Consider the following 13,057-nt stretch of genomic DNA (forward strand, 5'->3'; position numbering starts at 1 on the left):
GGTGGGAACCTTTCCGGCCTTTCCCGCCTCCTACCCTGTGAGGTGGCCTTGAATTCTCTCCCCGACAAGCAGCTCGTGCCCCTCGCCGCGCACCCCGGTCCCCACCGGGAAGCGGCCTTCGAGGTGCTGGTGCGGCGGCATTCGCCCCGGCTGCACCGCCTCGCTGCGGGGATGGTGGGGCCAGGCAGCGCCGACGACGTGCTTCAGGAGGTGTGGATGGGTGTGTACCGGAATCTGCGGGGCTTTCGCCAGGAGGCGCAGTTCACGACCTGGCTGCACCGCATCGCCCTGAACGCCTGTCACAAGGCGCTGGCCGCCCGCCCCTCCCTGCCTCTCGACGAGGCCCCCGAACCCGCTTCCCCCCACAGCCCTGCCCGAACGGGCGAGCAGGCCGACCTCCGCGCCCGCCTCGCGTGGGCGCTCGCCCGCCTCCCTCCCGAACAGCGCGACGCCGTGACCCTGCGCGAACTCGGCGGGCTGGACTACGCCGAGATCGCCGGGGTGCTGGGTGTGGAGGTCGGCACCGTGAAAAGCCGCCTCAGCCGGGGCCGCGCCGCCCTGCGCGAGTTGCTGAGCGCCGTAGGCGTGACCCCATGACCCCCAGAATTGGAGCCCGCACCATGACCGACGACGACCTCGACCTCCTCTTCGCCCAGGCCCGCGCCGAGACGCCCGCCGACGCCGGGGCCGCCGACCGATTCCTGGCCCGGCACCGCGCAGAGCGGGCCGCGCCCCCCCGCCGCGCTCCCCGCTGGCCCCCGCTGCTGGCCGCCGCTGCCATCCTCGCCGGGGTGCTGGTGCTGCGGCCCACGCCCGCCCTGCCTGCCAGCGCCGCCTACGACGTGTATCAGGGCACGCTGGGGGAGGGCTGGTGAAACGGGCCTTTGCCCTCGCGCTGGCCCTGACCGCGCTGGCCCAGGCCACTCCCGCCGACGACCTCGCGGCGGCCCTGCGCCAGTCGCGCACGCTGGCCGCACGCGGCGAGGCGGAAGTCAGCGTGTATTTCCCGCCCCGCGCGGTGCCCACCCGCACGGCGGCGCGGCTTCCGGTGGTCCCCTTCCGCCCCGCGCTGCTGGCCCGCCACTTCACCGTGACCCGCCAGGACGCGCCCGCCCCCGTCGTAGGCCGCGAGGCCATCCGCTACGACCTCACCCCGAAGGTGGGGCAGGCCGCCCGCTGGACCCTGTGGGTGGACCGGGCGTGGAACGTGCCCCTCGCCTACGAGGAACGGATGCCGGACGGCACCCTGGCCCGCCGCGCCGCCCTGACGCGGGTGCAGCCCCAGCCCGTGCGGGTGCAAACGGACGTGCCCCCCATCCCCGCTGGCTTGCGGTCGGCGGTCCTGACCGCACTGCCGGGCCTGCGCTTTCCCCCCGGCTTCGCCCCCGTGTCTGCCGAGGTCCGGGAGGGAGGCGGGGTGACCGTGTCCCTCAGCGACGGGGTGAACGTCCTCGCGCTGGTCGTCGCACCCCGCAACGTCCGCGCCGCGCCGGGGGTGGCCTCGCGGCGGGTGGGCGGGCGCTTCGTGTGGCTGGTGGGAAATCTGCCCGACGGGCCGCTCAGGAACGCTCTTTCCGGCATTCGTGCAGTGGACGAGACCCCCCTGGGAACTTTCCTGCCCTCCGTAGGCTCCAAGAGGTGATCATGCCCCTGCCCCCCCTCTCCCGCAAGCTCAGCGCCGAGGATGCCGCCCACCTGCTGCGCCGCACGGCCTTCGGTGCCACCGACGCCGGGATTCGTGCCCTGGTGGGCCGCCCCGCCCACGAGGTGACCCGCGACCTCCTCTCGTTCGGCGACGAACGCGCCCCCGGCAATCCTTTCGACCCCTCCAGTGCCGCCACCCCCGGCGCGGGCATCCAGCTCACGCGGGCGGCGTGGCTCTACGAACTGTTCTACGGCCCCCACCCCCTGCGCGAGCTGCTGGCCCTAGCCTGGAGCAACCATTTCGTGATCGGCACCGACAAGGTGCGGAACGTGCCCATGCTCACGGCCTACCTCGGCCTGCTGCGCCGTCACTCGGCCACGACCGACTTCGCCCGCTTCACGCTGGAGGTCGCGCAGTCGCCCGCCATGCTGCGCTATCTGGACAACGACCAGAACCGCAAGGGACGGCCCAACGAGAACTTCAGCCGCGAGCTGCTGGAGCTGTTCACCACCGGCATCGGCCCCTACACCGAGGACGACGTGCGCGAGGGGGCGCGTGCCCTGACGGGCTGGAGCTTCGAGGGGGGGCGCGGCAACCAGAACTTCCTGCAAGAGGCCCGCTTCCTCTTCCGACCCGGCCAGCACGACACCGGCCAGAAAACCTATCTGGGCCAGAGTGGGAACCTGGGCGGCGAGGACGTGATTCGTCTCGCGGCCACGCACCCAGCCACGGCTCCCTTCATCGCCCGCAAACTGCACCGCGCCCTCGTCGCGGACGAGCCGGACCCGGCGGCGGTGGCGGCGAGCGCCGAGACCTTCCGCCGCACGCATGGGAACGTTCGCGCCGTGCTGGAAGAACTTCTCGCCAGCGAGCACTTCTACTCGCGCCGCGCTGCCATCATTCGCGGTCCGGTCGCCTTCATCACGGGGGCGGTGCGGACCCTGGGACAACCGAAGCTGGAGGCCAAGCAGATTCTCACGCTCGCGCAGACGGCCGGGCGGATGGGCCAACTCCTCCTGGAACCCGACACCGTGAAGGGCTGGGACGGGGGCCGCGAGTGGATCAACGACACCACGCTGCTGCTGCGGATGCAGGTGGCCGCCTCCCTGACCACCGCAGGCACCGCCCCGAAGCTGGAGGCCCAACCCTCCGACCTCGCCCTGCTGGGCACCGAACGCTCGCCGCTGGCCGGGGTGACGGACGGCCTGAACCCCAAGCAGCGCCTCTACCTGACCCTCATCAGCCCCGAGTTCGGGTTGGCCTGACGCTCCCCCAAGAGGTGACCATGACTGTGGACCGACGCGACTTCCTGAAATACTCCGCCCTCGCGGTGGCCGCGACGAGCGGGATGCCCGGCTTTCTGGCGCGGGCGGCGGCGCAGGCGGCGACCCAGCCCGCCGCGGGCGGCAAGACCCTGGTGGTCATCCAGCTCACCGGGGGCAACGACGGCCTCAATACGTTGGTGCCCTACTCCAACGGGGCGTATTACGCGGCGCGGCCCAACATCGCCATTCCCAGAAAGGACGTGCTGACCCTCACGCCCGATCTGGGGATGCATCCCTCGCTCAAGCCCTTGATGCCCCTCTGGGAGAGCGGCCACCTCGCCTGGATGGAGAATGTCGGGTACCCCAACCCCAACCGCTCCCACTTCGCGTCCATGGCGATCTGGCACACCGCCGACCCCACCCAGGCGCAGGCGGAAGGCTGGATCGGACGGGTGGCCGAGAAGATCGGGGACCCCTTCTGCGCCTCCAACCTCGGCGGCACCACCCCACAGGCGCTGCGGGCGTCCGAGTTCAGCCTGCCCAGCATTGACCGGGTGGACAGCTTTCAGGTGAGGCTCCCGGCGGGGCTGGACGGGGCCTTCGAGCGGCTGCTGAACCTCCCCCGCGAGGGCGAGGCCGACTACCTTGGCCGCGCCGCCCGGCAGATGGTGGCGAACACGCGGGAGGTGCAGGCGAACGTGGCGAAGTACCGCCCCGGCGCGAAGTACCCGGAAGGCCGCTTCGGGCTGAACCTGCAAGACGCCGCCCGCCTCATCGCCGCCGGAACCGGGCAGCGGGTGCTGTACGTCTCGCTGGGCGGCTTTGACACCCACGCGGGCCAGCGGGCCGAGCAGGACGAGTTGCTGGCGACCCTCGCCTCCGGCCTCGCGGCGTTTCAGGCTGACCTGGAGGCGCAGGGCCTCGCCGACCGGGTGATCGTGATGGGCTTTTCGGAGTTTGGACGCCGGGTCGCCGAGAACGGCAGCGCGGGCACCGACCACGGCCAGGGCAGCGTGATGTTCGCGCTGGGTCAGGGGGTGAAGGGCGGCATTCATGGCGACAGCCCCGATCTGGAAAACCTCGCGGACGGCGATATCCGCTACAGGCAGGACTTCCGGGGCGTGTACGCGGGGGCGCTCACGCACTGGCTGGGCCTGAATGCCCGCGACATCCTGCGCGGCGACTTTGCGGGACCGGAGTGGGTGGCATGAGCGCCCGCGTCGGCGGTGCGCTGCTCGCCGGGCTGGTCCTCCTCTCGGCTCCGGCGGCCCTCGCCCTGCCCAAATACCGGGTGGAGGCCGCCCGCTTCCTGGGCCACGACAAGGACGATCCCCTCTGGCAGCTCTCCGGCAAGGTGATGCCCTGCGTGACCTGTCACATCCAGCCCCAGGGCGGGAAGGGCTGGAACCCGTTCGGCCAGAGCCTCCAGGCCGAGTTCCGTGCCCAGCCGACCGCCAGCTTCCGCACGGTCCTGCGCTCGGTGCTGGCGCGGGAAGCCGATGCGGACGCCGACGGCTACCCCGACGCGCTGGAGTTCTTCGCCCGCACCCTGCCCGGCGACCCCAAGAGCAAGCCTACCAAGTCCTTACGTGACCTTCAGGCCGAGTTTGAGAAGGCAGGGGGCCTGCCGGACGAGAAGCCCAAAAAGTAAACTCCACGCCCGGTGGGGGGGCAGTGGAGTCTGATTTAGAAGGGGGAGGAGCTTGCCTCCCCCGCTCGCTTTGAGATTCAGGCGACCAGTTCGGCGCGAATCACGGGGAGACGCCGCCCACCCGCGATCTGCTGCACCACATCCTCGCGCACCTCGTTGGCGCGGCCCAGGCCCAGCTCAGCGATCAGGCGCACAAAGTCGTGGAGGGTGTACGGCCCCTCGTTGCCCTGCGCGTAGAAGAAGTAGGAGGCCAGCTCCTCCATCGTCAACTGTGACATGTCATTAATTTAGCCTTAAAGCTCTGAACATTTTCTGACTTCTGTCCCCTCCCTTCTCAGCCTCTTCTCCCACGTCACCCACATCGCCTCGGGGACGTAGCCCAGCCGGGTATTCACCCGCAGCATCGGCAGATTGAGGATGGCTCCCCCGGTCCCGGCGTGGGTGTAGCCCTCTGTCTGTGCCCAGGCCAGTGCGTGCGCCTTGACCAGCGTGGCGAGGCCCCGGCCCCGGTGCGCCGGGTGGGTGACCGTAAGGTCGCTGGAAACTTCACTCGTGCCCTGGAGGCTGCGGTCCTGCGGCAGCGTCAGGCGGGTCAGGGCCAGCAGTTCGCCGCGCCGCCGTACCACGAAGACGGCTTCCTCGCGGGTCATCACCTCGCGCAGGGCGAGCAGGTCCAGGGGCGCGGTCATCGTCGTCGGGTTGCGCGGCACGTCGGCCTCGCCCTGGCGGTGGAGGGTGTACAGGGCCTGCCACTCGGCTTCCGGGGCGTCCATGCGCCAGCGGTCGACCTCGTAGCCCTCCAGAAAGAGGCGTTCCTCCAGCGCCCGGAACCGCTCGGGGTCCCACCCCCGCAGGTCGAGGTGCGCTCCCCACGACTGCCACGCGTTGCGAAAGCCCGCCGCCGCGAAAAAGGTCATCTTCTCGGAGAAATCTTCGCGGGTCACGCCCAGCAGCCGGGAGTATCCGGCGGGCCACTCGGCCAGCAGCGCCAGATACAGCGGGCTGAACACGGCCCCCTCCCCCGCAAGGTCCAGCCGCAGTGCGTCCGGGGCGCTGTCGCCAAAGGGCGCGAGGTGCGCGGTCGCCACGACCTCGCCGCCCCGCACGGCCACGAGGCGCCGCCGCTCGGGCCGCGTGCTCTCGCGGAAATGCTCCGGGCGGTAGGTCCACAGGCCGCGCACGCTCCGGGTCACGAGATCGGCCACGGCAGGGGCGTCGGCCTGCTGGAAGGAGCGGAAATGTAGGGAAGAGCGGGTGTCAGTCACGCCTCCATCCTTCCTGCTGCCCGGCCGCCGGGCGAATCTCAGGCATACGCCGGATGGCTTAGGGCTGCATATGCGCCGAACTGCTCTTCCCCTTTGCCTGACCTGGCGAGCTTCCCACCCAAGTCGCTGCAATTCATCAGCGACTCACATTCACGGAATGACTTGACAGGATTATGCCTCCGGCGTATTCTGTTTATACCGGAATGGAAGCGCCGTGGGTGTGCTTGTTTCCCGAACCGGATGGAGCCTGTCGGCCCCGAAGTTGTCCTTTGATCACGCCCCTACCTCGTGGCAGGTGGGGGCGTGTCCTTTGCCGCGCGGCCTTGCCCGGTAGACTGCGCCCCATGACAGCCGAACGACAGGGTCAGGACCTGGATCGCCTGAGCATCACCACCATGCGCACGCTCGCCATCGACGCGGTGCAGGCGGCCAACAGCGGCCACCCCGGTGCGCCGCTGGGCGCGTCCCCGATGGCCTACGTGCTGTGGCAGCGTTTCCTGCGCCACAACCCGCAGAACCCCGAGTGGGCCGGGCGCGACCGCTTCGTGCTGTCGGCGGGGCACGCCTCCATGCTGATCTACTCGCTGCTGCACCTGACCGGGTACGACATGCCCCTGGAGGACATCAAGCGCTTCCGGCAGTGGCAGAGCAAGACCCCCGGCCACCCCGAGTTCTTCCACACTCCCGGCTTGGACGCGACCACCGGGCCGCTGGGTCAGGGCGCGGCAATGACCGTAGGCATGGCGATGGCGGAAGCGCACCTCGCCGCCCGCTACAACCGCGACGGCTTCCCGATCTTTGACAACCACGTCTACTCCATCCTGGGCGACGGCGACCTGCAAGAAGGCGTCAACCACGAGGCCGCCGCGCTCGCCGGGCACCTGAAACTCGGCAAGTTGATCTGGCTGCACGACGACAACGCGGTGCAGCTCGACACCGCCACCGAGAAGGCCGAGTCCGAAGACACCGCCGCCCGCTTCCGCGCCTACGGCTGGCAGGTGCTGCGCGTGGAGGACGGCGAGAATTTGGACGAGATCGGGGCCGCCATTCAGCAGGCCCGCGAGCACACGGCGCAGCCCACCCTGATTCAGGTCCGCACCGTGATCGGCTTCGGCAGCCCCCGCGCGGGCACGAGCAAGGCGCACGGCGAGCCGCTGGGTGAGGAGGGCGTGGCCGCCACCAAGCAGGCGCTGGGCTGGGATTACCCGCCCTTCACGGTGCCGGACGAGGTGAAGGCCCACATGGACGCCCGCGAACGTGGCGCCGCGCAGGAGGCCGAGTGGCAGGCGCTGCTCGACCGCTACGGGGAAGCGCACCCCGACCTCGCCGCTGAGGTGATGGGCCTGCTCAAGCGTGACCTGCCGGAGAACCTCGCGGCGGCGCTCCCCACCTATGAACCCGGCGGCAAGGCGGTCGCCACCCGCAACGCCAGCGGCGAGGTCATCAATGCGCTGGCAAAGGTCGTTCCTGGCCTGATGGGCGGCAGCGCGGACCTGTCCGGCAGCACCAAGACCACCATCAAGGACGGCGGGGAATTCCTGCCGGGCCACTACGAGGGCCGCAATGTCTACTTCGGGGTGCGCGAGTTCGGCATGGCCGCCGCCGCCAACGGCCTCGCGCTGTACGGCGGCCCGCGTCCCCTCGTGGGCACCTTCCTGGTGTTCGCGGATTACCTCAAACCCGCCTTCCGGCTCTCCGCGATTCAGATGCAGCCCGTGACCTACGTGCTGACCCACGACTCCATCGGTCTGGGGGAAGACGGCCCCACCCACCAGCCTATCGAGCAGCTCGCCATGCTGCGGGCCGTGCCGGGTGCCCGCGTCATCCGCCCCGCCGACGCCAACGAGACGGCGACCGCGTGGCAGATGGCGCTGGAGTACGGCAAGGGGCCGACCGCGCTGGCCCTCTCGCGTCAGGACCTGCCCATCCTGCCCGCCAACCCGGAAGGCATAAAGAAGGGCGCCTACGTGGTCCGCGACGCCGAGAACGCGGCGGTGGTGCTGATCGCCTCCGGCTCCGAGGTCAGCCTCGCGCTGGACGCGGCAGAGGCGCTGGCCTCGGCAGGCACGCCCGCCCGCGTCGTCTCGATGCCCTGCATGGAGGTTTTCCGCGAGCAGGAGCGCGGTTACCGTGACTCGGTCCTGACTCCCGGCGTGCCCCGCGTCGCCATCGAAGCGGCGAGCAAGTCGCCCTGGTACGAGTGGGTCGGCCACGACGGGGCGGTCATCGGCATGGACACCTTCGGGGCGTCGGCCCCCGCCAAGGTCCTGTTCGAGAAGTTCGGCTTCAGCGTGGAGAACGTCGTCAAGACGGTCAGGGACGTGCTGGCCCGCTGAGGTTGACCCTGGCCCGGCGCCCGCTTTCCAGGAGGAGGCGGGCGCTCCTACTTTCAGTGGCCGTTAGTCGCGGGCGTGGTCGCGGCGGTACTCATCGTGGATCATCTCCAGCAGTTCGGCGCGGGTGGCGCGGGGAAACTTGCGGCGCTTGGCGGTCACGGCCCGCTCGATGGCGCCCCGGTTGCCCCGCGTCAGCGTCAGCAGGCGCCGGAGCCAGACCTCCTCGTCGGTCTTCATCATCCGGCGGGCCGGGGGCCGAAAGCCGCCCGAGTGCCCCGGCCCGCTCCGGCGCGTGAGCAGCAACACCCCCACGCCCGCGAGCGAGATCACGATCAGCACCAGCGCCGTGGTCATGCGGCGAGTCTAGAGCGGGCGCGTCCTTCACACCTCCTCAAGCTTGTGAGCCAAGGCGGGCGGGTGCGGGGGGGAGGTGAGACAGTCGGGCCATGACCGACCACGACAAGAGCCGTCCCAAGGCCCAGCCTGAAACCGCCTCCACCGAGGACTACCCGCAGGAAACGCCGGTCGAGACGCAGGGCACCCAGCCCGGCAGCGAGGCCGAGATGGAGGTCCAGCCCGTCACCATCCGTGAGGACTACCGGGGCAGCGGCAAGCTGGCGGGCAAGGTCGCGCTGATCACCGGCGGCGACAGCGGCATCGGGCGGGCGGTGGCCGTCCACTTCGCCCGCGAGGGGGCCGACGTGGCGATTCTCTACCTCGACGAGCATCAGGACGCGCAAGACACCGTGGCGATGGTGGAGGCCGAGGGCCGCCGTGCGCTGGCCATCGCGGGCGACATCGGGGACGTAGGGTTCGCGCGCCAGGCCGTCGAGCAGACGGTGGCGCGACTGGGCAAGCTCGATGTCCTGGTGAACAATGCGGCCGAGCAGCACGAGCAAAAGGAACTCACCGACATCACGCCCGAGCAACTGGAGCGCACCTTCCGCACCAACATCTTCGGGATGTTCTACCTGACCCAGGCCGCGCTGCCGCACCTCGGGGAAGGCGCGTCCATCATCAACACGACGAGCATCACCGCCTACAAGGGCAGCCCCGAGCTGATGGACTACGCCTCGACCAAGGGGGCCATCGTGGCCTTTACCCGCAGCCTCAGCCAGAACCTCGCGGAGAAGAAGATTCGCGTCAACGCCGTCGCTCCCGGCCCAATCTGGACGCCTCTGATCCCGGCCACCATCAGCGAGGACAAGCTGGCGAGCGATTGGGGCCAGACCCCGTTGGGCCGCCCCGGCCAGCCCGCCGAGGTCGCGCCCGCCTACGTGTTCCTGGCATCGGACGATTCCTCGTACTTCTCCGGGCAGGTGCTGCACCCCAATGGCGGAACGGTGGTCGGGGGGTAGGGTTTTCCCCTCCGCGATGGGCCGTCAGCGTGCAGGGGCTGGCGGCTGATCTTTGGCGGCGATACGCATGCGGGACTGTCCGTTCTGGCCCCCTCCGCTCTTCTGCGGACGCTCAGGAACACGCAGCGGCGGCCCCCAGCGCCCCACCTAGCCTCCCACCACCCGCAGCAGGTGACGTTCCATCTGCCTTACGCTCTGGCGGGCGGCGTGGGCGCTGTCCATGCCCAGCGCATGAACGTAGATCGAGGCCCGGTCGGGGGAAAAGGCCAGCGCGACGGTGCCCGGCAGCAGCCCGGTCAGGGACGCCAGCAGCGTGAGGGGCAGGTCGCCCGTGAGGCGCAGCGGGACCTCCACGATCATCGGGTTGAGGCGGGGCCGGGGTTGCAGGGCCATCAGCGCCATATGGACGTTGGCCCGCACCAGTTCGGCCGAGAAGAAAAGAATCAGGGTCGCGGTTCCGGTCACCGTGCGGATATAGGGAGTCGCTCCCAGCGCCCGGCGAAACAGGGCCAGAATCAGGAAGCCGATCAGCCAGCCTAGCGTCAGGCTCCGCAGGCTGACCTCACCCAGAAACAGCGCCCACACCAGTCCCAGCAGCAGGTTGAAGCCCGCTCCCCTCACGGCCCACCGCTCCTGCCGGGGCAAGGAGCGTCAGGCCAGGGCCGGGGCAGCGGAGCAGCAGGCGTCATGAGGTCAGGATACGGGTTGCCCCGCCGATCAAATTGGGCGAAGGGCGGAGGAGCCCGCAGCACAGGGCTTGCGGGCATCCGTCCCCGCCCGTTCGCTGCGGGGCTTTCACCTCTCTACGTCATTCCTGTCCTGGTCCGCTCTGAACGGGCTGCACTGTCTCCCCCGCGCTCCTCTTCCAGCGGAACCGGGATCAGGACACCGCGTCGGGCCAGCTTGTCAGGCGGGCGCGGGTCCAGAATTCCAGAAAACCCTCGACCTGCGCCACGAAGTCCTGAAAGCTCAGCGATTTGATCAGGTAGGAACTCGCGTGCAGCGTGTAGGCACGGGTGATGTCGTGGTCGTGGTTGGAGGTGGTCAGCATCACCACCGGAATCTGCACCAGCCAGGGATCGGCCTTCATCGCTTCCAGCACCTCGAAGCCCGACATGCCCGGCATGTTCACGTCCAGCAGCACCACGTCGGGCAGGGCACTTTCTGGCGTCCGCAGGACGCGCAGGGCCTCCTGCCCGCTGCTCACCGTGGTGACCTCGCACAGATGAGCGTACTCGGCAAACACCTCCTCGGCGAGGTGGCGGTCCATCAGGCTGTCATCGACGAGCAGCAGGCGCAGAGGACGGCTCACGGACGCGCCTCCCCCCGAGCGCAGGGCGGCAAGGTCAGGAGAAGAGGCTTTAGAGGATGCATAGCTAAGACTCATCTTAGCGGGCCAGGCACGGCTTGGCGGGCGCATGTCTGCTCCGCACTGCTTAAAAAGTCTTGAACGGAGTTCAGCCGCATCCTGGAATCGAGTAAAGACGAACTCAAGGACCCGGCCACCACTTCAGGCCAGCGGGCTCCGCGCTACCCTGCGCCCCATGACTGGCCTGTCCTCTGCCCCCCGGCCCCGTATTCTGGTCGTCAACGACGACGGCATCTTCTCGCCCGGTATCAAGGCGCTGGGGCTGGCGCTGGCCGAGGTGGGCGACGTGGTGGTGGTCGCGCCCGATGTCGAGCAGTCGGCGGTGGGACACGGCATCACCATCCGGCGCCCGCTGCGTTTCAAGCACACGGCGTCGGCAGGCTTCGGGACCCTGCCCGCCTACCGGGTGGATGGCACTCCCGCCGACTGCGTGGTGCTGGGAGTGCATCTGCTCGGAAGGCCAGACCTGGTGGTCAGCGGGATCAACGTGGGGCCGAACCTGGGCGACGACCTGACGCACTCGGGCACGGTCGCGGCGGCCATCGAGGGGCTGGCGCTGGGGCTGCCGTCGGTCGCGTTCAGTGCGCGGGCCAATGGAGATGGCGAGTACGGCTTCGCGGCGGGAGCGGCCTACGCCGCGCGGCTGGCCCGCGAGGTGCTCTCCAGGGGGCTGCCGCCGCGGGTGCTGCTGAACGTCAACTTTCCGGCGGGTACGCCGCGCGGGGTGCGGGTCACCCGCGTGGGCGAACACCGCTGGGAGGACTCCATCGTGACCCGGCAGGATCCCGAGGGCCGCGAGTACCACTGGGTCGCGGGCCAGAGCACTGCCCCTGACGCCGACGACCCCGCGACCGACTATGGGGCGGTGGCGGCCGGGTACATCAGCGTGACGCCCGTGCGGCTCGACCTGACGGCGCGGGACCTGCTGGATGAGGTGGGGGGTTACGTGCCAGAGGTGTGATCCGGCCCCAGGCTGCGCTGCACCTCGAACGCCCAGGCCCGCACCCCGTCCGGCACCGTCAGCGGCGGCACCTCGCCCGTCCAGCGGCTGGCGACGAGGGCGAGGCCGGGCTGCGCCGGGCTGGTCAGCAGTTCGGCGCCCAGAAAACCCGGCTGCCCCGGCAGCGTGTCCAACCACGCAGCGAGGGCACGTCCAGCTTGCTCCCCTCTGGCCTCGGCGTAGTGGACCCGGTGCGGAGCGCTCACTCGTACAGGCTCAGCGGGTCCTTGGGATTCCAGCGCAGGTAGGTGCCGAAATGCAGGTGCGTGCCCGTGCTGCGGCCCGTGTTGCCCACCCGTCCGATGATCTGTCCCTGCGTGACCGTCTCGCCCGCCCGCACGAGGTTGGCGCTGAGGTGCGCGTAACGGGTGATCCAGCCGTCCGGATGCTCCAGCACCACCGTCCAGCCCCAGCCGCGCTTGAAGTCGGCCCGCGACTCGATGACCCGGCCGGAGCGGGCCGCGCGGACCGGCGAGCCGTGCGGGGCGAGGATATCCACCCCGTAGTGCATTTCGCGATCGCCGTCCATCACCCGCTGGCCGAAGTCGCTGCTGATGCCCGCGTACCCCGCCACCGGCCACAGCCACCCGCGCGAGGAGGCGGGCGCGGCGCTGACCCGCACCGACGCTGCCCGCACCACCGCGCCGCCCGTTCTGGCCGGAGTTGCCCGCAGGCCCGAGGCCACCGTGCGTGGGGGAATCCTGACGATAGCGCCCGCCCGTAGCACCTTGCCGCCCCGGTAGGCCGGATTGGCCCCCAGCAGCCGCGCGAGGCTGATCCCGTAGCGCCGCGCGATCACGGTGAGGTTCTCGCCACCCTGAACCCGGTGGGTGCGCCCTGCCAGTATCCGGTCAGGAATCTTCAGCACCTGCCCAGCCCGCACGTAGTTGGCGTTACGGAGGACCGGGTTGGCCGACTTCAGGGCGGCGATGCTCACGCCCGCACGCCCCGCGATCACCGTGAGGTTGTCTCCTGGCTTGACCCGGTAGCTCCCCGCCGCCTCCGCCGTGCCCCCAGGCAGGAGGCCGGGCAAGAGGAGGGCAGCGGCGGCCAGCAGGCCCCGCACCACCGGACGACGGGAGCGCCGGATGAGAGTGGGATTCACGCCGCTTAGTGTAATGGTGGGACACAGACCTGGATGTGAACAAACCTGTCGCGCGTTACCTTG

At 70.0% G+C, this 13,057-nt stretch carries 16 protein-coding genes; 9 read left to right on the forward strand and 7 right to left on the reverse strand.

All coding sequences use genetic code 11. The annotated features are described in order from the left end of the window. Positions 1–42 precede the first annotated feature (42 nt). The 6 genes from F8S09_RS10375 to F8S09_RS10400 are packed head-to-tail and all read left to right on the forward strand — an operon-like array spanning position 43 to position 4,561. Positions 43–597: an RNA polymerase sigma factor gene (locus tag F8S09_RS10375; protein ID WP_322618726.1), complete on the forward strand. Its 555-nt coding sequence runs from the start codon at positions 43–45 to the stop codon at positions 595–597. Continuing rightward, positions 594–875 carry a hypothetical protein gene (locus tag F8S09_RS10380; RefSeq protein ID WP_227978626.1) on the forward strand — a complete coding sequence of 94 codons (282 nt, stop codon included), beginning with the start codon at positions 594–596 and terminating at the stop codon, positions 873–875. The genes F8S09_RS10375 and F8S09_RS10380 overlap by 4 nt, the downstream gene beginning before the upstream one ends. Next, the gene (locus F8S09_RS10385; RefSeq protein WP_322618727.1) at positions 872–1,642 is read left to right on the forward strand and encodes a serine/threonine-protein kinase; all 771 of its coding nucleotides are present in this window, start codon (positions 872–874) and stop codon (positions 1,640–1,642) included. Before F8S09_RS10380 ends, F8S09_RS10385 begins: the two co-directional genes overlap by 4 nt. A 2-nt stretch (positions 1,643–1,644) precedes the next feature. Beyond that, positions 1,645–2,910: a DUF1800 domain-containing protein gene (locus F8S09_RS10390; RefSeq protein WP_152871415.1), complete on the forward strand. Its 1,266-nt coding sequence runs from the start codon at positions 1,645–1,647 to the stop codon at positions 2,908–2,910. 20 nt (positions 2,911–2,930) lie between these two features. Then, complete coding sequence (locus F8S09_RS10395) at positions 2,931–4,121, forward strand: DUF1501 domain-containing protein (RefSeq protein ID WP_152871416.1); 1,191 nt, start codon at positions 2,931–2,933, stop codon at positions 4,119–4,121. Next, a complete protein-coding gene (locus F8S09_RS10400) occupies positions 4,118–4,561 on the forward strand; it encodes a hypothetical protein (RefSeq protein WP_152871417.1) in 444 nt (147 codons plus the stop codon). The genes F8S09_RS10395 and F8S09_RS10400 overlap by 4 nt, the downstream gene beginning before the upstream one ends. Positions 4,562–4,638: 77 nt before the next feature. Here F8S09_RS10400 and F8S09_RS10405 read toward each other — a convergent pair whose 3' ends face one another. Together F8S09_RS10405 and F8S09_RS10410 are read right to left on the reverse strand one after the other, a co-directional pair. Continuing rightward, on the reverse strand, positions 4,639–4,839 hold the full coding sequence (locus tag F8S09_RS10405) for a hypothetical protein (RefSeq protein WP_152871418.1): 201 nt from the start codon (positions 4,837–4,839) through the stop codon (positions 4,639–4,641). A gap of 15 nt (positions 4,840–4,854) precedes the next feature. After that, positions 4,855–5,826, reverse strand: coding sequence for a GNAT family N-acetyltransferase (locus F8S09_RS10410; RefSeq protein ID WP_322618728.1), 972 nt, complete (start codon positions 5,824–5,826; stop codon positions 4,855–4,857). Positions 5,827–6,170: 344 nt separating this feature from the next. On the opposite strand from F8S09_RS10410, the gene tkt reads away from it, so the two are divergent. Then, a complete protein-coding gene (gene tkt, locus F8S09_RS10415; RefSeq protein WP_152871419.1) occupies positions 6,171–8,162 on the forward strand; it encodes a transketolase in 1,992 nt (663 codons plus the stop codon). Between the two features lie 63 nt (positions 8,163–8,225). On the opposite strand, the gene F8S09_RS10420 is transcribed toward tkt, so the two are convergent. Further along, positions 8,226–8,516: a hypothetical protein gene (locus F8S09_RS10420; protein WP_152871420.1), complete on the reverse strand. Its 291-nt coding sequence runs from the start codon at positions 8,514–8,516 to the stop codon at positions 8,226–8,228. A gap of 92 nt (positions 8,517–8,608) precedes the next feature. Here F8S09_RS10420 and F8S09_RS10425 point away from each other — a divergent pair, with 92 nt between their 5' ends. Beyond that, entirely contained in the window at positions 8,609–9,520 is a 912-nt protein-coding gene (locus F8S09_RS10425) for an SDR family oxidoreductase (RefSeq protein WP_152871421.1), read from the forward strand. A 147-nt stretch (positions 9,521–9,667) separates the two neighbouring features. On the opposite strand, the gene F8S09_RS10430 is transcribed toward F8S09_RS10425, so the two are convergent. Further along, positions 9,668–10,141, reverse strand: a complete 474-nt coding sequence (locus F8S09_RS10430; RefSeq protein ID WP_322618729.1) for a Na+/H+ antiporter subunit E — start codon at positions 10,139–10,141, stop codon at positions 9,668–9,670. Between the two features lie 259 nt (positions 10,142–10,400). Next, positions 10,401–10,832: a response regulator gene (locus F8S09_RS10435; RefSeq protein ID WP_322618730.1), complete on the reverse strand. Its 432-nt coding sequence runs from the start codon at positions 10,830–10,832 to the stop codon at positions 10,401–10,403. Positions 10,833–11,064: 232 nt separating this feature from the next. Here F8S09_RS10435 and surE point away from each other — a divergent pair, with 232 nt between their 5' ends. Continuing rightward, positions 11,065–11,850, forward strand: coding sequence for a 5'/3'-nucleotidase SurE (surE, locus tag F8S09_RS10440; RefSeq protein ID WP_152871424.1), 786 nt, complete (start codon positions 11,065–11,067; stop codon positions 11,848–11,850). On the opposite strand, the gene F8S09_RS10445 is transcribed toward surE, so the two are convergent. Both F8S09_RS10445 and F8S09_RS10450 read right to left on the reverse strand, forming a co-directional pair. Further along, entirely contained in the window at positions 11,832–12,095 is a 264-nt protein-coding gene (locus F8S09_RS10445) for a hypothetical protein (RefSeq protein ID WP_322618731.1), read from the reverse strand. The genes surE and F8S09_RS10445 overlap by 19 nt on opposite strands. Beyond that, a complete protein-coding gene (locus F8S09_RS10450) occupies positions 12,092–12,994 on the reverse strand; it encodes a M23 family metallopeptidase (RefSeq protein WP_322618732.1) in 903 nt (300 codons plus the stop codon). Before F8S09_RS10450 ends, F8S09_RS10445 begins: the two co-directional genes overlap by 4 nt. Between the last annotated feature and the right edge of the window lie 63 nt (positions 12,995–13,057).

The organism is Deinococcus terrestris, assembly GCF_009377345.1.
Lineage (GTDB): Bacteria > Deinococcota > Deinococci > Deinococcales > Deinococcaceae > Deinococcus > Deinococcus terrestris.